Source organism: Stenotrophomonas sp. SKA14, assembly GCF_000158575.1.
In the GTDB taxonomy this organism is placed as follows: Bacteria; Pseudomonadota; Gammaproteobacteria; order Xanthomonadales; family Xanthomonadaceae; genus Stenotrophomonas; species Stenotrophomonas forensis.
In genome coordinates this window covers 556,975-576,470 of record NZ_DS999412.1, presented here as the reverse complement: position 1 = coordinate 576,470, position 19,496 = coordinate 556,975, and the positions used below count along the sequence as shown (strand labels likewise).

Here is a 19,496-nt window from a genome sequence, read left to right as displayed (position 1 = left end):
TATGAAACGTTTCCTTCACTTCGCTAAACGAAACGCTAATGTGATGAACGTCGCACTTCAGAGGTGATCGAATCCGGTCGATACCGCATCGCCCCTTCCCGAGAGCCCCTTCCGATGAATGCGTCTGTCCGTGCACCCCGCCTGCAGTCCAAGCTGCTCGGCGCGGTTTCCGTTGGCCTGGCCGTAGTCCTGTTGTGCGCCCTGGCAGGTCTTGCTTCCGCCTGGTTGAAGCTGTCCACCGATGTCCCGCCCGAAGTCGCGCACAGCCGCGATGCCGAACGCCTGCAGCGCGAGTTCCGCGGCCAGGTGCAGGAATGGAAGAACGTGCTGCTGCGCGGGCACGACGATGCATTGCGTCAGCGTCACCTGGAGGCCTTCGACAGCGAAGGCCGTCTAGTCGAACAGCTGGCCAAGGGCCTTGCCAGCAGCCCGGATGCGCACACGCGCGAACAGGCGCAGGCCTTCATCGGACTGCATGCGCAGCTGCAGAAGGACTATCACGCCGCGCTGCAGGCCTTCGCCGCCGCCGGCTACGATCCCGCCGCTGGCGACACCCTGGTGCGTGGCAAGGATCGTCCGGTGGCCACCGCACTGGATGCGCTGAGCACGCAGGCCACGGAGGTGGCCGAAGCGGCATTGGCGGCGCGTTCGCACCAGGCGCGGCAGACCCTGCTGCTGTGCGCGGCGCTGACCGTGCTGGCCGCGGTGCTGCTGCTGATGGGCCTGGCCTGGTGGTTGCGGCGTGCGGTGGTGCAGCCGGTGCTTGCGGTGGAAGCCGCCGCACGCGCGGTCGCCGCCGGCGACCTGCAGCACGTGGTGCGGGTGAGCAGCCGCGATGAGATCGGCCGCCTCGCGCAGGCGATGCAGGCAGTGCAATCCACGCTGCGCGGCGTGCTGGATGCACAGGGCGCGATGGCGCAGGCGCACGAGGCCGGCACCATCAGCCATCGCATGGATGCCAGCGCCTTCCCCGGCGCGTTCGGCGAAATGGTGGCCGACAGCAATGCGCTGGTGGATGCTCACATCCAGGTGAAGATGCGCGCGATCGCGATCATGGGCCGCTATGCCATCGGCGACCTCAGCCAGGACATGGAACGCCTGCCCGGCGAGAAGGCGGTGATCACCGAAGCGCTGGATACCGCCAAGGCCAATCTGGGCACCATCAATGGCGAGATCCGCCGCCTGGCCGAAGCCGCCGCCGCCGGCGACTTCAGCCAGCGCGGCGACAGCGCGCGCTTCGAACATGATTTCCGCGCGATGGTCGACGGCCTGAACCGCCTGATGCAGGCCACTGAGCTGAACCTGGGTGAGGTTTCCGGCATGCTGCGCGCGATTGCCGATGGCCGCCTCGGCGCGCGCATGCACGGTGATTTCCAGGGCGTGTTCGCCCGCATCGCCGGCGATGCCAACACCACCGCCGCGCAGTTGGCGACGATCGTCACCGACATCAAGCACGCCTCCGGCAACATCCACACGGCTGCGGCGGAGATTGCCGCCGGCAACAACGATCTGTCGCGTCGCACCGAGCAGCAGGCTGCCAACCTGGAAGAGACCGCCGCTTCGATGGAAGAGCTGACCTCCACCGTGCGGCAGAATGCCGAGCACGCACGCCAGGCCAACCAGCTGGCGATCGGCGCGCACAGCGTCGCCTCGCAGGGCGGCAGCGTGGTCGGCCAGGTGGTGGAGACAATGGGCGCGATCGAGACCTCGTCGCGGCAGATCGCCGAGATCATCAGCGTGATCGATGGCATCGCGTTCCAGACCAACATCCTGGCGTTGAACGCTGCGGTGGAAGCGGCACGCGCCGGTGAACAGGGCCGGGGCTTCGCCGTGGTCGCCAGTGAGGTGCGCACGCTGGCGCAGCGCTCGGCCGCTGCGGCGAAGGAGATCAAGTCATTGATCGAAGCGTCCGTGGAACAGGTCGGGCACGGCGCGCAGCGCGTGCGCGAGGCCGGCGACACCATGGCCGAGATCGTGGCCTCGGTGCAGCGGGTGACCGACATCATGGCCGAGATCTCCGCCGCGTCGCAGGAGCAGAGCGCTGGCATCGAGCAGGTCAGCCAGACCGTGATCCAGATGGATGGCACCACCCAGCAGAACGCTGCGCTGGTGGAAGAGGCCAGCGCCGCTGCACGCAGCCTGGAGCAGCAGGCGAACCGCCTGATCGATGCCGTGGATGTGTTCGATCTGTCGACCACGGCAGCGGCGAAGGATGCGCTGCAACGTGCAGCCTGATTGATCCGGCTGCCGGCCAGCGGCCGGCACTACCGTGGAGCGCGGACACGGGTGGCGCCCGACCGTGGGTCGGGCGAAGGCAGGATCGGTGCGGACCCACGGTCCGCACCCACCGGAGCCTGTGGTAGTGCCGGCCGCTGGCCGGCAACCCGGCTGCAACGCTCAGCGCAGGTAATCGCTGCGCGCCATCGCGGCGGCCAGGTAATCCAGGAACGAGCTGATCCGCGCCGACACCGCCGTGTTGCGGTAGTACACCGCATGGATCGGCTGGTACACCTCCAGCATCTGCGCGGCCAGCACCGGCACCAGCGTGCCGGCGGCGCGGTCGCGATCGGTGACGAAGTCGGACAGGCACGTGATGCCCACCCCTTCCACCGCCAGCCGGCGCAGCGTCTCGCCACTGGACACGGCGATGTCCGGGCGCACCAGCAGCAATCCCTCCGACTCCCCGGGCAGCGGCCAGCGGTTCAGCGATTCCGGCTCGTTGAAACCAAGCAGGGTGTGCTGGCCCAGCGCGGCGACCGTGCTCGGCTCGCCCATCCTGTCCAGATAGGCCGGGCTGGCCACCAGCCGCAGCCTGCAGCGGCCCAGCGGCCGTGCATGCAGGGTGGAGTCGGCCAGCGGTCCGATCCGGATGGCCAGGTCAGTGCGCCGTTCCAGCAGGTCGATGTAGCGGTCGGAACTGTTCAACTCCAGCTGCACGTCCGGGTAGCGTTCCCGATAGCCGGCCACCAGTGGCGCGATCACGTGCAGCACGAATGGCATTGCCGCGTCCACGCGCAGGCGCCCGGCCGGGCGCTCGCGGCGCGCCGCCATCTGTTCCTCGGCCGATTCCACCGCATCGATGATCGCGCGCGCATGGCGCCGGTACGCCTCGCCCTCGGCGGTCAGGTGCAGGCGGCGGGTGGTGCGGGTCAGCAGGGTGGTGCCCAGTTTGTCCTCCAGCCGCCCCAGCGCGCGGCTCACGCCCGACGGCGTCTGCCCCAGCTGCTCGGCGGCGGCGCTGATCGAACCGGTGTCGATCACCGCCAGGAAGGCCTGCATTTCATCAAGCGTCGTCTTCATGCCGCCATTATTGACTGCACGGCAAGAGTGATTGGCGTGAAGACCGGTTTTTCAGCGAAAGACAGCGGCGCAGACTGCGCAGCCTCTTCCCCTGCTGGACCCTGTCATGATCCGTGGCATTCCCCTCGCCCTGCTGGCGTTGACCCTCGGCGCGTTCGCCATCGGCACCACCGAATTCGTCATCGTCGGCCTGATCCCGACCATTGCCGCCGACCTGCAGGTCAGCCTGCCCTCGGCCGGCCTGCTGGTTTCCCTGTATGCACTGGGCGTAGCCATCGGTGCGCCGGTGCTGACCGCGCTGACCGGCCGCGTGCCGCGCAAGACCCTGCTGGTGGCGCTGATGGTGCTGTTCACCCTGGGCAACGTCATCGCCTTCATGGCGCCGGGCTACACCTCGCTGATCGCCGCGCGCATCCTCACCGGCCTGGCGCATGGCGTGTTCTTCTCGATCGGCGCGATCATCGCCACCGCGGTGGTGCCGAAGGAGAAGGCGGCCAGTGCCATCGCCATCATGTTCACCGGGCTCACCGTGGCGCTGGTGACCGGTGTGCCCCTGGGTACCTTCATCGGACAGCACCTGGGTTGGCGCGCCACCTTCCTGGCCGTGGCCGGCCTCGGCGTGATCGCCCTACTGGGCGCGCTGCTGTTCGTTCCGCGCAACCTGCCGCAGAGCGCACCGGCCAGCTTCCGCCAGCAGTTGGCGGTGCTGGGCCAGCCGCGCCTGTTGCTGGTCTATGCAATGACCGCACTGGGTTACGGCGGCACCTTCCTGGCCTTCACCTACCTCGCGCCGATCCTGCAGGACGTCACCGGCTTCTCGGCCAATGCGGTCAGCCTGGTGCTGCTGGTGTACGGCGTGTCGGTGGCGATCGGCAACCTGTGGGGCGGTCGCCTCGCCGACCGCCTGGGCCCGGTGCCGGCACTGAAGCGCATCTTCGCGCTGCTGGCGATTGTGCTGTTCGTGCTCACCTTCACCGCCTCCAACAGCGTGCTGATGCTGCTGACGGTACTGGCGCTGGGGGCCGTGGCCTTCGGCAACGTGCCAGGCCTGCAGGTCTACGTGGTCAAGCAGGCGCAGCGCTATGCGCCGCAGGCCACCGATGTGGCCTCGGGCCTGAACATCGCCGCGTTCAACATCGGCATCGCCCTGGGCGCCTCGCTGGGTGGCCTGGTGGTGGAACACATCGGCCTGATGCATACGCCGTGGCTGGGTGCGCTGGTGGTGGTTGGCGCGTATGCGCTGACCGCGCTCAGTGGTCGCCTCGACCGTCGCGATGGTATCGACCCGCGCGCCGACGGCATTGCCGCCACCGCGCATTGATCCATGCAATGCACCGTTGCCGGCATGCATACGGTGCCTGCCCTACCCTCTTCTCCTGCTACTCCCTTCCCCCCGTTGGAGCTTCCCATGACTGTCCCCGCCTTTGGTCTCGGTACCTTCCGCCTGAAGGACCAGACCGTGATCGACTCGGTGCGCAACGCGCTGGAGGTCGGCTACCGCGCCGTTGATACCGCGCAGATCTACGGCAATGAAGCCGAAGTCGGCCAGGCCATCGCCGAATCAGGTGTGCCGCGCGACGATCTGTACCTGACCACCAAGGTGTGGATCACCGAGTTCAAGCACGATGCGTTGCTGGCCAGCCTGCGCACCAGCCTGGAAAAACTGCGCACCGACCGCGTCGACCTGGCGCTGATCCACTGGCCGTCGCCGAACGACAAGGTCGACGTGCCGATGGAGGAATACCTGCCGGCACTGGCCGAAGCCAAGGCGCAGGGACTGACCCGGGAGATCGGCATCTCCAACTTCACCATCGCGCAGACCCGCAAGGCGATCGAGATCCTCGGTGCCGAGGCGATCGCCACCAACCAGGTGGAGATCCATCCGTACCTGCAGAACCGCCTGCTGGTGAAGTTCCTGCAGGACAACGGCATCCACATCACCGCCTACATGAGCCTGGCCTATGGCGAAGTGCTGAAGGACCCGGTGATCCAGGCCATCGCCGGCCGCCACCAGGCCACCCCGGCGCAGGTTGCGCTGGCCTGGGCGCTGCAGCAGGGCTTCTCGGTCATTCCGTCGTCGACCAAGCGCGACAACCTGGCTGCCAACCTGGACGCGGCGGCCGTGCGCCTGACCGACGAAGACATGGCGCAGATCGCCAAGCTCGACCGCGGCCATCGCCTGGCCAACCCGGAAGGCATCGCCCCGGCCTGGGATTGATCCCGACCGTGTTTGCGGCACCGAATCGGTGGGTGCCGACCTTGGTCGGCACTGGCCTGTGATCGATCGTTGAAACAGCGTGCCGACCAAGGTCGGCACCTACCGAAGGCGGGGTTATCCCTCGTCCCGCAACAACCAGCCACGCATGGCGGCGCTCACCTCATCCGGCTTTTCCATCGGCGCCAGGTGCCCGCAATCGGGCACCACCACCAGTTGCGAATGCGGCACCAGCGCGTGCATTTCCTCGCTCACCGCCAGCGGCGTGATGCGGTCGTTGGCACCGCACACGATCAGCAGCGGGTCGCGGTAACCCACCAGCACGTCATGCCCATCGCGGCGCTCCAGCGCGCTCTGGCGCAGGAACACCTCGGCGCCCAGCCGCGCGGTCATGTCGCGCACGCGCTGCACCAGCACGTAGTCGTCCAGCCGCGAGGCATCGATGTAGCTGCGCATCAGTGCATCACCGAAGCCATGGAACTTGCCCGGCAGGCGCACGCTGGCACGCTGGCTGCGGCGCTGCTCGGCGCGCTCGGGCGAGTCGGCATGGATCGAGGTGCCGATCAATGCCAGCTGCACTACCCGCTCCGGAGCGATACGCAGGATATGCTGGGCGACGAAGCCACCGAGTGAGAAGCCGGCCAGCGCAAACCGCTCCGGTGCCTGCGCCAGCACGTCTTCGGCCACCGCCTGCAGGGTTTCGCCACGGGTCTGGTCGCCCACCGTACAGTCGGCGATATCGGCCAGGTCGGCCAGCTGGGCACGCCACAGCTCGGCATCGCTGAGCAGGCCGGGTAGCAGCAGCAAGGGAATGCGGTCGGTCATGGCGGTATTGTCGCGCCAGTACCGTGACAGAGCCATGCCGCATCGGGCCGTTGGGTTGTAGAGTCGAGCTTGCGCGACGGTTTCCCGCCGTAGAGTCGAGCTTGCTCGACTGTCTGGCTGGCAGTCGAGCAAGCTCGACTCTACGACACGGACGCGACCATGGCAGACCCCTACAACAGCGGCATCCCCTCCCCTCCGGCGCTGCGCTTCGACGATTCGCTGGTCACCACCGCCTTCGAGCTGCCCGGCTACCGTGTGGCGCGCAACCTGGGCGTGGTGCGTGGCATCACCGTGCGCTCGCGCTCGATCGTCGGCAACTTCCTCGGCGGCATCCAGACCCTGTTCGGCGGCAACATCACCATCTACACCGAACTGTGCGAACAGGCCCGCGAGGAAACCTACCGCGACATGGTCAAGCACGCGCGGCAGCTGGGTGCCAATGCGATCATCGGCATGCGTTACGACGCCACCGATGTGATGACCGGGCTGACCGAAGTGCTGTGCTACGGCACGGCGGTGGTGGTTGAGCCGTTGCGCTGAGGCCGGTGTGCCGCCGGGCGTGATTCACGCCACCGGGGGCACCGCCGGCACCTCGACCTGCTGCACCGGCAAGGTCACCATCATCACCGTCGGGTCGTCCGGGTCGAGTTTCGTCTTGAAACCCAGGCTCTGGCACATCGCCAGCATGGTGCTGTTCTCGCGCAGCACCTGGCCCTCGACCACATCCAGGCCCAGCCACTTGGCGTATTCGATCATGATCGCCATCAACCGCCAGCCGATGCCGTGGCCCTTCAGGTCCGAGCGGATCAGGATGCCGTACTCGCCGCGGTGGTAATCGGCGTCGGCGTGCAGGCGCACCGCGCCGAGCATCTCGCCGCTGCGCGGTTCAATCGCCACCAGTGCGATCGAACGCGCGTAGTCCAGCTGGGTCAGGCGCGCGATGAATTCGTGGCTGAAGTGCTTCACCGACTGGAAGAAGCGCAGGCGCAGGTCCTCGTCGCTGACACGGGCGAAGAACGCACGGAACAACGCATCGTCTTCCGGACGCACCGGACGCACGAAGGCGCGGCCGCCGTCGGACAGTTCGATGGTGCGCTCCCACTCCTTCGGATACGGGAACACCGAGAAACGGGGATGGCCGCGGCCCTTGTGCAGGATGCGCGAGGGTGCAATGGCGACGCGCGCATCCAGGGCGAGGATGCCCTTGCCATCGACCAGCAGTGGATTGATGTCCAGCGTGCGCACTTCGGGAATGTCGGCGGCCAGCTGGGCCAGCTTCACCAATGCCAGCGCCAGTGCACGCTCGTCGGCCGCCGGCACGTCACCGTAGGCCTTGAGGATGCGCGAGGCACGGGTCTGGCCGATCAGTTCATGGGCCAGTCGCAGGTCCAGCGGCGGCAGTGCCAGCGCCTTGTCGTTGATCACTTCAACCGCAGTACCGCCACGGCCGACCACGATCACCGGGCCGAACGTGGCGTCGTCGGCGATGCCGACGATCAGCTCGCGCGCCTTGGGTCGGATGATGGTCGGCTGCACCAGCAGCCCGTCGATGCGCGCATCCGGCCGCAGCTGGCGGGCACGTGACAGGATCGCATTGGCCGCGCTCTGCACCGCGGGCAGCGTGCCCAGGTTGAGGCGCACGCCATCCACTTCGGACTTGTGCGGAATGTCCGGCGACAGGATCTTCAGCGCCACGCTGGCGCCACGCTCCAGCAGCGGCTGCGCCAGATCCATCGCCTCGTGCGCATCGCGCGCGTGCATCACCGGCGCGGACGGGATGCCGTAGGCCTTGAGCAGTTCGTGGGTGGCCAGCGGGTCCAGCCACTGCTGGCCGTTGGCCAGTGCGGCATCGACCAACGCGCGCGCGGCCGCCGCATCGACATTGAAATCCTGTGGCAGGCTGGGCGGCGTTTCCATCAGCGCGTTCTGCGCTTCGCGGTAGCGCACCAGATGCTGGAAACCACGCACCGCCTCGGCCTCGGTCGGATAGGTCGGCACCCGCGCCGCGTTGAGCGTGGCGGTCGCCTGGTCGTCGTTGCCCAGCCACACCGCGAACACAGGCTTGTCGCGGTGGTGGCGCGGGCGCAGGCCGAGCGTGCGGGTCAGCGCCTGCGCTGCATCGGCGGACGAGGTGAACGCGGTCGGTACGTTGACCACCATCACCGCGTCGTTCTCGTTGTCGGCCAGCAGCGCTTCGATGGCCGAGGCGTAACGGTCACCGTCGGCATCGACCACGATGTCGACCGGATTGCTGCGCGACCAGCCCTGCGGCAGCACCGCGTCGAGCTTCTCGATGGTGCTGTCGGACAGGTTGGCCAGCGTGCCACGCAGTGCGATCAGCTGGTCCACCGCGAGGCGGCCGACACCGCCGCCATTGCTGAGGATGGCCAGGCGGCGGCCGGGGAAGGTGCCCAGCCGGCCCAGTGACTCGGCGGCGGTGAACAGTTCGTCCAGCGCCCCCACGCGCAGCAGGCCGGCGCGGTTGAACGCCGCGCCGTAGACATCGTCGGCGCGCGCGAGCGCCTGTACGTGGGTATCGCGGCTGCCCGGCTGCACGCGTTCGGCGCGGCCCGACTTCACCACCACCACCGGCTTGGCACGGGCGGCGGCACGCGCGGCCGACATGAACTTGCGCGCGTCCTTGATCTGCTCGACATAGAGCAGGATGGCGCGGGTGCGGTAGTCGGTAGCGAAGTAATCGAGCAGGTCGCCGAAGTCGACATCCATCGTGTCGCCCAGCGAGACCACGGCAGAGAAACCGACCGAGCGCGCCACTCCCCATTCCACCAGTGCGGCGGCAATGGCCGAGGATTCGGAGATCAGCGCGAGGTCGCCGGCCTGCGGGAAATGCGCGGCGATGCTGGCGTTGAGCCGCGCATGCGGCGCGATCACGCCCAGGCAGTGCGGGCCGAGGATGCGCAGGCCATGCGCGCGCGCCACCGCCTCCACCTGCGCCGACAGCGAGCCGGGGCCTTCGCCCAGGTGCGCGGTGAGGATGATCGCCGCCTGCACGCCGCGTTCGGCCGCGGTGCGCACCACCTGCGGCACGATCGTCGCCGGCGCGGTGATCACCACCAGGTCCGGCACCCAGTCCAGGTCCTTCAGCCGTTTGACCGTGCGGATGCCATCGATCTCCGCATGCCGCGGGTTGATCCACGCCACCTTGCCGGGGAAGCCGGTACCGCGCAGGTTGCGCATCACCGCACGGCCGGCCGAGCGCTCACGCGGGCTGCCACCGATCACCGCGACCGACTGCGGACGGAACACAGACTGCAGATGGTAGGTACTCATGCGCCTACGGTAACCAAATTCCGTGGCAATGGGCGTGCCGACCAAGGTCGGCACCCACGAAGGGCGGGGGTTCCGGCTTACAGCAGCGTGCCGTGCAGGATCATCGCGGCGATGCTGAAATAGATCACCAGGCCGGTGACATCCACCAGGGTGGCGACGAACGGGGCCGAGGCGCTGGCCGGGTCGAAGCCGAGGCGCTTCAGGATGAACGGCAGCATCGAGCCGGACAGCGAGCCGAAGGTGACGATGCCGACCAGCGCCGCACCGATGGTGATCGCCAGCAGGATCCAGTGCTCGCCGTAGTCGTGCAGGCCACCCAGCTGCCAGATCACGATGCGCACGATGGCAAGGCAGCCGAGGATGGCGCCGAGCACCATGCCGGTCGGGATCTCGCGCAGGGCCACCTTCCACCAGTCGCGCAGGCGCAGTTCGCGCAGCGCCAGGCTGCGGATCAGCAGCGAGGTGGCCTGCGAACCAGAGTTGCCACCCGAACTCATGATCAGCGGAATGAACAAGGTCAGCACCACCGCGCGTGCCAGCTCATCCTCGTAATGCTGCATGGCGCTGGCGGTGAGCATCTCGCCCAGGAACAGCACGCTCAGCCAGCCCGCCCGCTTGCGCAGCATTTCGAGGAAGCCGATCTGCATGTACGGCTTGTCCAGCGCTTCCATGCCGCCGAACTTGTGCGCATCCTCGGTGGATTCCTCGATCAGCGCATCCAGCACGTCATCGACGGTGACGATGCCGAGCATCTGCTGCTGCGCATCCACCACCGGGATCGCCAGCAGGTCGTGGCGGCGGATCAACCGCGCCACTTCTTCCTGGTCCATCAGCACGTCCACGGTCACCGGCGGGTTGACCTGGGCCACGTCCAGGATCGATTCCTCCGGCAACCCGGTGATCAGCCGGCGCATGGTCACCACCTGCTGGAGGTGCTGGCTGGCCGGGTCCAGCACGTAGATCGCGTACACCGTTTCGCGGGTGCGCTCGACCTGGCGGATGTGCTGCAGGGTCTGCGCCACGGTCCAGCTGGCGGGCACCGCCACGTACTCGGTGGTCATCAGTGCGCCGGCGGTGTTGGGCGGGTAGCTCAGCAGCTTCTGGATGGCCTGGCGGGCATCGGTGCCCAGCAGCGGGATCAGCCGCGCGCGCTCGTCCTCGTCCAGCTCGTGGACGATGTCGGTGGCACGGTCGTCGGCCATCAGCCCGAGCAGGGCGGCGGCGCGCGCTGGCGGCAACGCGGCCACCAGCTCGCCGCTGCGGTGCAGTTCCGGCGCTTCGAGCATCTTCACCGCACGCGGCAACGGCAGCGCCGCCAGCGTGTCGGCGGCGCGCGTCAACTCCAGCGTATTGAGGAACTCCACCGCGTCGGCGGTGTTGTAGTTCGCCAGGGGTGCGGCCAGTGCAGCAGCATCGGCCCCTGCGCGCAGCAATTGCTTCTGGTTCATCGGTTCTGCCTTGTGGGGGTGCGACCTCGCGCAACGCCAACGCAGGCAAACCGTCCCGATGTCAGGCGGTGGCCATCGCTGGCGTCGAACGAGGTCGACTTCTACTGTCGCTGGACATGGGTTGGGGACTCCGGGATGCGTGTGCCGGCGGACGCGCCGCCAGCGGCGGGGAGTCTGGACCTGCCGGGCATGCAGGTCAACCCGGGGCGAGCCGGCAGCGTTGCCCGCACGCGTGTCCTCGTGCGTACACGCACCGGCGCGCATAATGACGCGGTGGCGTTCGCCATGCTTCCCCTCCTCCGAACGGACGCGCGGCCGGTTCCCCCGATGACCAGGTATTCCCATGCATAGCGGTGGTCTGGAACTGGCGCTGGTGCTGCTGCTGGCGGCGGTCATTGCCGTGCCGGTGTTCAAGAAGTTCGGCTTTGGCGCGGTGCTGGGCTACCTGGCGGCCGGCGTGGTGCTGGGGCCTGACGGGCTGGGCTTCGTGCAGGACGCCGACCGCATCCTGGGCGCCGCCGAGATCGGTGTGGTGATGCTGCTGTTCGTGATCGGCCTGGAACTGTCACCGGCACGCCTGAAGGTGATGCGCCGCTCGGTGTTCGGTGCTGGCGCGGCGCAGGTGGCGCTGTCCGGGCTGGTGCTGGGCGGGCTGCTGCTGCTCGACCATTTCCAGTGGAAAAGCGCGCTGGTGGTGGGTGTGGCGCTGGCGCTGTCGTCCACCGCGGTGGGCCTGCAGCTGCTGTCCGAGCACAAGGCGATCAACAGCGACCATGGCCGGCTGGGCTTTGCCATCCTGCTGTTCCAGGACCTGATCGCGATCCCGCTGCTGGCGGCCATTCCGCTGCTGGGCGGGGTCAAGAACGAGACGCTGCGCTGGGAGGATGCCGCCGTGGCGCTGGGCGCGCTGGCAGTGGTGATCCTGTGCGGGCGGCCGGTGCTGCGCAAGGTGTTCAGCATCATCGCGCGCACCCGCAGCCCGGAGGTGTTCACCGCCACCGCCCTGCTGGTGGTGCTGGGCACCGCCTGGTTCATGCAGGAAGCCGGCCTCAGCCCCAGCCTCGGCGCGTTCCTGGCCGGCGTGCTGCTGTCCGATTCGGAATTCCGGCACGAACTGGAAGCACAGATCGAGCCGTTCAAGGGGCTGCTGCTGGGCCTGTTCTTCATCGCCGTGGGCATGGGCATCGACCTCGACCGCATCGCCGCCGAGCCGTGGCTGATCGCTGCAGGCGTCGGCATCCTGCTGGTGGTCAAGTTCAGCCTGCTGTACGCGGTCGGCCGCATCGCCAAACTCAGCCCGCGGCAGTCGCTGCTGCTGGGCAGCGTGCTGTGGCTGGGCGGTGAATTCGCCTTCGTGGTGTTCAACGAAGCGCAGCGCGCGCACCTGCTGGGGAACGCCAACCATGACCGGCTGGTGGCCATCGTCGGCCTGTCGATGGCGATCACGCCGCTGCTGATGATCGCGCTGCTCAGGCTGCTCGGCCAGGAAAAGGCCGCACCGCGCCAAGCCGCCGAGGCTGACAAGGTGGCGCCGGACAACCGGCCGAAGGTGCTGATTGCCGGCATGGGCCGCTTCGGCCAGGTGATCGCGCGCCTGCTGACCGCGCAGAAGGTGCCGTTCGTGGCGCTGGAGGCGAACCCGGACACCGTGGCCGACCTGCGCCGCTTCGGCAACCAGCTGTACTACGGCGACCCGACCCGGCCCGAGATGCTGCGCGCGGCCGGTGGCGAGCACATCGATGTGTTCGTGATCACCGTGGATGACCCGGAGACCAACCTGCGCGCGGTGCGCATGGTACGCCGGCTGTACCCGGATGCGACGGTGCTGGCGCGAGCGCGCAACCGCCAGCATGCGTGGCGCCTGATGGACATGTCGGCCGAGCCGTTCCGCGAAGTGTTTGGCACCAGCCTGGAGATGAGCGGGCGCGTGCTGACCGCGCTGGGCGTGGCCCCGAACGTGGCCGAACGCCATGTGCAGCGCTTCCGCGAACACGACGAACAGTTGCTGCGCGACCAGTACCTGGTCTACGACGACGAGGCGGCGGTGATCCAGACCTCGCGCGATGCGCGGAATGACCTGATGCACCTGTTCGAGGCCGACGCCGAAAGCGACGACACGTAGGCGTGCCGACCAAGGTCGGCACCCACCCGATGGTTGGCGAACCCGGTCGTGCCGGCCGCTGGGATCAGCCGTTGTCGCGCAGGAACCGGGCCATCGAGGAAACCCCGGGCACGCGCGGCTCGAATTCACCGGCCACGTCGATGAAACCGCGCATCACCGCGATCTCGCGCGGACTGCGGTTGAGGCTGTCGCGCACTTCCGGATCGGCACCGGCACGCAGCAGGCGTTGCACCAGCAGCGGCAAACCGTGCAGGGCGGCCAGATGCAGCGGGCCGAAGCCGCGTGGGTCGCGCACGTCCAGGCTCACGTCCTCGTCCAGCAGGCGCTCCACCGCGGCCATCACCACCTGCTCGTCGCAGGCAGTACCCGGCTCGGCGCGGGCGCCCAGCAGCAACAGCAACGGTGTGACCGAACCGGCAGCAGCCTGGTCCGGTTCCGCGCCGGCCAGCAGCAGGGTGTCGAGCAGCGCCAGCAGGCGCGAGCGGTCACGGGCACTGAAGCCATACAGCGCGGCACAGTGCAGCGGACCCAGCTGCTGCGCGTCACCGGCGTGCACGTCGGCACCGGCGGTGAGCAGGCGCGCGACGATGTCCGGCAGGCCCAGCGCGGACGCCAGCATCAGCACCGTCACCCCGCCCGGCAGGCGATGTTCCAGCTTGGCACCGGCATCGAGCAGGGCCGAGACGATATCGACCTGGCGCATGCTGACCGCCGCCGACAACGGCGTTGCACCACTGGCCGCCGCGTGCTGCGGATCGGCGCCACGCGCCAGCAGCAGGTCGGTCACTGCCAGATGGCCGCCACCGGCCGCACGCAGCAGCGCGGTGCAGCCCTGCGCATCGACGGCGTCGACGGCGAATCCCAGATCAATCAGGCGGCGTACCGCATCGACGTCACCGGCCATCGCGGCGGCGGGCAGATCGGCCTCGCGCAGGATGCGGCGTGGCAACGGCCACACCCGCCAGTCCAGCCAGTCGGCCAGGTCACGGCGCCCAATCGACAGCGCCACGCCCAGTGGCGTCTGGCCATCGGCGGCGCGTGCTTCCGGCGAGGCGCCGTGCTGCACCAGCAGCTTCAGTGCACCTTCTCGGGCCAGCGCGGTGGCCAGATGCAGGGCGGTCATGCCGTGGCTGTCGCGCGCTTCGCGATCGACGCCGGCCTTCAGCAGGGCCTGCTGCAGGCGCAGCCAACCCAGGCGTACCGCCAGCGACAGCGGCGGATCGCCGGCCGGCGAGGCCGCAAACGGATCGGCGCCACGTTCCAGCAGTTCCAGCGCCAGCTGTTCCAGCCCTCGAGCGGCCTGGTCGTGCTGCGCGCAGGCGGCGAGGAAGCGCGCCAGGCCACCGCGTCCGGCCGGCGACAGGCCACGCTGCAGCATCACCTGCAGTGCAGGCACCGCATCGATGCCGCGCGACAGCAGGGCGAACATCGGCGTGTCGGCGCAGGCGTCACGCACATAGGGATCGGCGCCGTGGCCCAGCAGCCAGTCGACCGCACGCGGCTCCAGCGCCAGCTCCGGATCGAGCAGCAGGCCACCCAGTTCTTCCGGCTGGCACAGCCTGGCCAGCGCGGCCATGCCTTCGGTATTGCCGAAGCCCAGCGCCTCACGCAGCAGGGTCAACGGCGGGCGGTCCGGCAGCAGGCCGCTGGCCATGGCAGCTTCGCCGCGCTCGGCCAGGCCATCACTGACGGCGGCCGGCAACGGATAGGACGGGTCCAGCAGGGCCACGATCGCCCAACGACCCGCTTCGGCCGCGTAGTCCACCGCGCGGCGGCCGACCGGATCGGCGGCATCGGCAGCGATGCCCAGCTCGACCAGGCGCTTGATCAGCAGCGGCGAGACATCTTCGGCCATCACCGCCAGCTGCACCGCGTTGCGGCCTTCACCGTCCACGGCGACCAGGTCCGGCTTGTGTGGCAGCAGGTGCTCGATCACCGCAGCGCGACCGGCGCGGGCCGCTTCCAGCCACGGCGTACGGCCCAGCGCATCGCGCGCTTCCAGGTTGGCGCCGGCACCGAGCAGCACGCCGATGATCTCCACGTGGCCGGCCAATGCCGCCTCGTGCAGCGCACTGCGGCGTTGGCGATCACGCGCGTCGGCGCGTGCCTTGTGCTTGAGCAGCAGCTGCACGCCGGCCGGATCGTCGTCTTCGGTGGCGGCGGCAGCCAGCAGCACCGGGGTGCCTTCGGCCGGCTCGCTGCGGGCACCGCGTTCGAGCAGGAAACGCGCCAGGCGCCAGTTACCGACCTGGCAGGCCACCGCCAGCGGCGACCAGCCATCACTGTTCAGCGCGTCGACTTCGGCCGCAGCATCGCGCAGCAGCGCCGCCACGCCCGGGTCGGAACTGCGCGCGGCGTGATGCAGCGGGGAGTTGCCGTCGCTGTCGGTTGCGCGCGAATCGGCGCCGTTGGCGAGCAGGGTCATCACCGCTTCGGGGCGGCCATGCCAGCTGTCACGGGTCGCCGCCAGCAGCGGGGTCATGCCGCGGTGCGGCGCGTTCACGTCAACACCGCGGGCGATCAGCTCGCGCAGCAGGCGAAGGTCTGGCAGCACCGCGGCCAGTACCGCCAGGCTGCGCTGGTCGCGCCAGTTCGGGTCCGGCAATGCATAGGGATCGGCACCGGCCTGCAGCAGCTGCAGGCCGCGGTCGATGCGGCCATGGCGGGCGGCTTCGTACAGGGCCGGGGTCAGTTCCTGCGGCGCCATCGCCTCCAGCGGTGCGGTCTCGGCCGCGGCGGCGAACATCGGTTCGTGTTCGTGGCTGGTCGCGTTCAACGCGCCAGTACGCAACGACACCAGCGGTGCGGGCGCCACCCGCTGCAGCAGCAGGTGCAGCAGCGGCGACAGCACCACCACCGCCAGCGCGGCCGGCCATCGTGCACTTTCCGGCAGCAGGCCGGGCCAGGCCGGCAGCACCACCAGTGCCGCCAGCGCGATCACCAGTGCGGCCACACCGAGGCCGCGCCAGGCGGTCAAGTCGCGTCCGGCCAGCGCCTGCCAGTGCTGGGCCAGGCTGCCATCCAAGCGTTCCACATCATTCCACAGCGGCCAGGTACGCCAGGCCGCCAGCAGGCCGGCACTGACCAGCACGCTCAGGCCCAGCACCGCCGCCAGGCTGCCGCTATCGCGCAGCGCGGCCAGCGGCCAGGCCAGCAGCAGCGCCAGCAGGACCGGTGCGGCCGCCCACAGCGCCAGCAGCGCGGGCAGGTCCTGGCGAGCAACCACCTTCAACGGCAGCAGCGCGCGGCTGCGCCGCCACCACGACACGCCCAGCGCGAACGCAGGCTGCGCCAGTGCGGCAAGCAGGGCGCCCGGGACGCCGCCCACGGCAGCGCCCAGCGCCAGCACGGCGCCAACAGTGAAGGCGATCGACAGCGCACGCGGACGGGAGGGATCAGTCATAGTGGCGCGGCATCAGGCTGGCCACCGACGGCGGTACCTGCAGGTAGAAGCCGCGTTCGCTCATTTCGCTGCGGACCTTGTCCGGGTCGGCCTGCGCCAGGCGGCGCTGGGCATCCAGGGCAACGTCCAGCACGAAAGTGAGCGTCCCCAGCGATTTGAGCAGCGGCGCAGGCAGCGCGCTGAAATCTTCGCGTCGGGGAACGTAGACGTAGGTGTCCGGCTTGAGTTGGCTTTTATAGACGTAGGCGTGCATGTCCGCGGGACAATAACCCGGGAAGAGCCATGATTGTGTCGGAAAGCCGACACCGGGGAAAGCCGTCAGCCGACGATGGCGGCGTGATCGACGGTGTTTCCCCGATGAGGTTCAGCAATGTGGCGACGGCGTTCAGCCTTGGCCCGGTGCTCAGTGATAGCCGGCGTCGGCGTGCACCTTGCCGCGGAACACCCGGTAGGACCACGCCGTATAGCCGAGGATGACCGGCAGCAGGATCACCAGCCCGACCAGGGTGAAGCCCAGCGATGATGCCGGCGCAGCGGCCTGCCACAGGGTCATCGATGGCGGCAGCAGGTACGGCCACATGCCCAGCACCAGGCCGAGGAAGCCGAGCACGAACAGGGCAAGGCTGAGCAGGAACGGCGGCAGGTCACGGCGCGGATGGGTGGCGCTGCGCCACAACGCGGCCGCCACCGCCAGGGTCAGCAGCGGTACCGGCGACAGCCACCAGAAGTTGCCGTCGCTGAACCAGCGGTCCATCAGCCGCGACTGCAGGAACGGCAGCCAGCTGCTGACCAGGCCCATCGCTGCGATCACCGCCACCACCAGCGGCCGGGTCATCTGCCGCGCCAACGCCTGCACGCGGCCTTCGGTCTTCAGGATCAGCCAGGTACTGCCCAGCAGTGCGTAGCCGGCCACCAGCGCGGCGCCGGTCAACATCGCGAACGGACTGAACCAGGCGAACGGGCCACCGTGATAGACGCCATCCTGCAGGGGCAGGCCCTGCACCAGCGTGCCCAGGATCACACCCTGGGCGAAGGTGGCCAGCAGCGAGCCCAGCGCGAACGCTACGCTCCACAACCGGCGTGAGCGGTGCGCCTTGAAGCGGAACTCGAAGGCCACGCCACGGAACACCAGCGCCACCACCAGCAGCAGCACCGGCAGGTACAGCGCCGACAGCAGCACCGCGTATGCCTTGGGGAACGCCGCCAGCAGGCCGGCGCCACCCAGCACCAGCCAGGTCTCGTTGCCGTCCCAGATCGGCGCGGCGGTGTTCATCATCAGGTCCAGCTGTTCCTCGTCCTCGGCGAACGGCGCGAGAATGCCAATGCCGAGCACGAAGCCATCCAGCACCACATACATCAGCACGCCAAAACCGATCACCGCGAACCACGCCACCGGCAGCCAGGTCATCAGGTCCATGTCAGCGATCCTCCAGCGGTTCGTCGGCCGCCGACAGCGGGCGCGCCGGGGTATGGCTGCCGTGGTCCAGCGATGGCCCTTCGGCATACGGCTGCGGCCCATGGCGCAGGATCTTCACCAGGTACCAGATGCCCCAGCCGAACACGAAGGCATAGCCGACCACGTAGACACCCAGCGACAGCGCGGTCATCCACGCACTCTGCGGGCCCACCGCGTCGGCGGTGCGCAGCACGCCATATACCACCCACGGCTGGCGGCCCATTTCGGTGACGAACCAGCCGGACAGCAGTGCGATGAAGCCACTCGGCAGCATCCAGTTCCAGCCGCGCAGCAGCCACGGCGAATCGAGCAGCTTCCTCCGCCACAGCTGGAACGCCGAGACCCAGGCCAGCAGCAGCATCAGCGTGCCCAGCCCCACCATGATGCGGAAGGCGAAGAACACCGGCGTCACCGGCGGCCGTTCGCTGGCCGGCACCGACGTGAGCGGATCGAAGCTGCCGTCCAGCGAATGGGTGAGGATCACGCTGCCCAGCTTCGGGATCGCCACTTCGAAATCGTTGCGCTCTTCCTTTTCGTTGGGCAGCGCGAACACCACCAGCGGCACGCCCTCGCCTTCCTTGGTTTCATGCCAGTGCGCTTCCATCGCCGCGATCTTCATCGGCTGGTGCTTGAGCGTGTTCAGGCCATGCATGTCGCCGACGAAGATCTGCACCGGCACGGTCAGCGCCGCGAACGCCACCGCCGCGACCAGCATGCGCCGACCCGCTTCCACGTGCGTGCCCTTGCGCAGGTACCAGGCGCCGACGCCACCGATCACGAAACAGGTGGTGATGAACGAACCCAGCGCCATGTGCGCCAGGCGGTACGGGAACGAGGGATTGAACACCACCTGCCACCAGTCCACCGGGTGCACGATGCCATTGACCATCTCGTAGCCGGCCGGCGTGTGCAGCCAGCTGTTGGACGACAGGATCCAGAACGTGGAGAACAGCGTGCCCAGCGCCACCATGCAGGTGGACAGGAAATGCAGGCGCGGCGAAACCCGGCCCCAGCCGAACATCATCACGCCGAGGAAGCTGGCTTCCAGGAAGAACGCAGTCAGCACTTCGTAGGTCAGCAGCGGGCCGATGACCGTGCCGGCCACCTCGCTCAGCCGCGGCCAGTTGGTACCGAACTGGAAGGCCATGACGATGCCGCTGACCACGCCCATGCCAAATGACACGGCGAAGATCTTCTGCCAGAAGAAATACAGCTCGCGCCACACGGGCAGTTTCGTGCGCAGCCAGCGCCATTCAATGAAGGCCAGCCAGCTGGCCGTGCCGATGGTGAAGGCCGGGAACAGCACGTGGAAACTGATGACGAATCCGAACTGGATCCGGGACAACAACAACGCGTCCAAGGGACGCCTCCTGCCTGCGACCGGTGGGATACCGGACCACTTTAGGAGGATTTGGTTAAGCCGGGATGCGACCGGG

13 protein-coding genes are annotated in these 19,496 nt (G+C 68.5%); 5 read left to right on the top strand and 8 right to left on the bottom strand.

Features of this window, described 5'->3' with window-relative positions:
* Positions 1-114 precede the first annotated feature (114 nt).
* Positions 115-2,235, top strand: a complete 2,121-nt coding sequence (locus tag SSKA14_RS02660; protein WP_008265128.1) for a methyl-accepting chemotaxis protein — start codon at positions 115-117, stop codon at positions 2,233-2,235.
* A gap of 162 nt (positions 2,236-2,397) precedes the next feature.
* Here the strand turns inward: SSKA14_RS02660 and SSKA14_RS02655 are convergent, their stop codons facing one another.
* Complete coding sequence (locus SSKA14_RS02655) at positions 2,398-3,300, bottom strand: LysR family transcriptional regulator (protein WP_008267224.1); 903 nt, start codon at positions 3,298-3,300, stop codon at positions 2,398-2,400.
* 106 nt (positions 3,301-3,406) lie between these two features.
* Between SSKA14_RS02655 and SSKA14_RS02650 the strand changes: the two genes are divergently transcribed.
* On the top strand, positions 3,407-4,621 hold the full coding sequence (locus tag SSKA14_RS02650) for an MFS transporter (RefSeq protein ID WP_008267945.1): 1,215 nt from the start codon (positions 3,407-3,409) through the stop codon (positions 4,619-4,621).
* Between the two features lie 87 nt (positions 4,622-4,708).
* On the top strand, positions 4,709-5,518 hold the full coding sequence (dkgB, locus tag SSKA14_RS02645; protein WP_008267445.1) for a 2,5-didehydrogluconate reductase DkgB: 810 nt from the start codon (positions 4,709-4,711) through the stop codon (positions 5,516-5,518).
* Positions 5,519-5,632: 114 nt separating this feature from the next.
* On the opposite strand, the gene SSKA14_RS02640 is transcribed toward dkgB, so the two are convergent.
* On the bottom strand, positions 5,633-6,340 hold the full coding sequence (locus SSKA14_RS02640) for an alpha/beta hydrolase (RefSeq protein ID WP_008265637.1): 708 nt from the start codon (positions 6,338-6,340) through the stop codon (positions 5,633-5,635).
* A gap of 159 nt (positions 6,341-6,499) precedes the next feature.
* Between SSKA14_RS02640 and SSKA14_RS02635 the strand changes: the two genes are divergently transcribed.
* The gene (locus SSKA14_RS02635) at positions 6,500-6,880 is read left to right on the top strand and encodes a YbjQ family protein (protein ID WP_006475882.1); all 381 of its coding nucleotides are present in this window, start codon (positions 6,500-6,502) and stop codon (positions 6,878-6,880) included.
* Between the two features lie 24 nt (positions 6,881-6,904).
* Here the strand turns inward: SSKA14_RS02635 and SSKA14_RS02630 are convergent, their stop codons facing one another.
* Both SSKA14_RS02630 and mgtE read right to left on the bottom strand, forming a co-directional pair.
* Positions 6,905-9,631 carry a bifunctional acetate--CoA ligase family protein/GNAT family N-acetyltransferase gene (locus SSKA14_RS02630; protein WP_008265026.1) on the bottom strand — a complete coding sequence of 909 codons (2,727 nt, stop codon included), beginning with the start codon at positions 9,629-9,631 and terminating at the stop codon, positions 6,905-6,907.
* Between the two features lie 77 nt (positions 9,632-9,708).
* Positions 9,709-11,079: a magnesium transporter gene (gene mgtE / locus SSKA14_RS02625; protein ID WP_040006868.1), complete on the bottom strand. Its 1,371-nt coding sequence runs from the start codon at positions 11,077-11,079 to the stop codon at positions 9,709-9,711.
* A 343-nt stretch (positions 11,080-11,422) separates the two neighbouring features.
* Here mgtE and SSKA14_RS02620 point away from each other — a divergent pair, with 343 nt between their 5' ends.
* Entirely contained in the window at positions 11,423-13,201 is a 1,779-nt protein-coding gene (locus SSKA14_RS02620) for a monovalent cation:proton antiporter-2 (CPA2) family protein (RefSeq protein ID WP_008265729.1), read from the top strand.
* A gap of 64 nt (positions 13,202-13,265) precedes the next feature.
* Here the strand turns inward: SSKA14_RS02620 and SSKA14_RS02615 are convergent, their stop codons facing one another.
* The 4 genes from SSKA14_RS02615 to SSKA14_RS02600 form a co-directional block, all read right to left on the bottom strand.
* The gene (locus SSKA14_RS02615) at positions 13,266-16,604 is read right to left on the bottom strand and encodes an ankyrin repeat domain-containing protein (protein WP_008268572.1); all 3,339 of its coding nucleotides are present in this window, start codon (positions 16,602-16,604) and stop codon (positions 13,266-13,268) included.
* Positions 16,597-16,857 (bottom strand): YcgL domain-containing protein, encoded by a 261-nt coding sequence (locus SSKA14_RS02610; protein ID WP_006476245.1) that lies wholly within the window; start codon positions 16,855-16,857, stop codon positions 16,597-16,599. The genes SSKA14_RS02615 and SSKA14_RS02610 overlap by 8 nt, the downstream gene beginning before the upstream one ends.
* A gap of 150 nt (positions 16,858-17,007) precedes the next feature.
* Positions 17,008-18,021, bottom strand: a complete 1,014-nt coding sequence (gene cydB, locus SSKA14_RS02605) for a cytochrome d ubiquinol oxidase subunit II (protein ID WP_006476247.1) — start codon at positions 18,019-18,021, stop codon at positions 17,008-17,010.
* Position 18,022: 1 nt separating this feature from the next.
* Positions 18,023-19,420 carry a cytochrome ubiquinol oxidase subunit I gene (locus SSKA14_RS02600; protein WP_008266442.1) on the bottom strand — a complete coding sequence of 466 codons (1,398 nt, stop codon included), beginning with the start codon at positions 19,418-19,420 and terminating at the stop codon, positions 18,023-18,025.
* Positions 19,421-19,496: the final 76 nt, after the last annotated feature.

Coding starts and splice junctions, on each gene's coding strand:
- SSKA14_RS02660 (WP_008265128.1), top strand. CDS start 115: ATGAATGCGTCTGTCCGTGCACCCCGCCTGCAGTCCAAGCTGCTCGGC.
- SSKA14_RS02655 (WP_008267224.1), bottom strand. CDS start 3,300: ATGAAGACGACGCTTGATGAAATGCAGGCCTTCCTGGCGGTGATCGAC.
- SSKA14_RS02650 (WP_008267945.1), top strand. CDS start 3,407: ATGATCCGTGGCATTCCCCTCGCCCTGCTGGCGTTGACCCTCGGCGCG.
- dkgB (WP_008267445.1), top strand. CDS start 4,709: ATGACTGTCCCCGCCTTTGGTCTCGGTACCTTCCGCCTGAAGGACCAG.
- SSKA14_RS02640 (WP_008265637.1), bottom strand. CDS start 6,340: ATGACCGACCGCATTCCCTTGCTGCTGCTACCCGGCCTGCTCAGCGAT.
- SSKA14_RS02635 (WP_006475882.1), top strand. CDS start 6,500: ATGGCAGACCCCTACAACAGCGGCATCCCCTCCCCTCCGGCGCTGCGC.
- SSKA14_RS02630 (WP_008265026.1), bottom strand. CDS start 9,631: ATGAGTACCTACCATCTGCAGTCTGTGTTCCGTCCGCAGTCGGTCGCG.
- mgtE (WP_040006868.1), bottom strand. CDS start 11,079: ATGAACCAGAAGCAATTGCTGCGCGCAGGGGCCGATGCTGCTGCACTG.
- SSKA14_RS02620 (WP_008265729.1), top strand. CDS start 11,423: ATGCATAGCGGTGGTCTGGAACTGGCGCTGGTGCTGCTGCTGGCGGCG.
- SSKA14_RS02615 (WP_008268572.1), bottom strand. CDS start 16,604: ATGACTGATCCCTCCCGTCCGCGTGCGCTGTCGATCGCCTTCACTGTT.
- SSKA14_RS02610 (WP_006476245.1), bottom strand. CDS start 16,857: ATGCACGCCTACGTCTATAAAAGCCAACTCAAGCCGGACACCTACGTC.
- cydB (WP_006476247.1), bottom strand. CDS start 18,021: ATGGACCTGATGACCTGGCTGCCGGTGGCGTGGTTCGCGGTGATCGGT.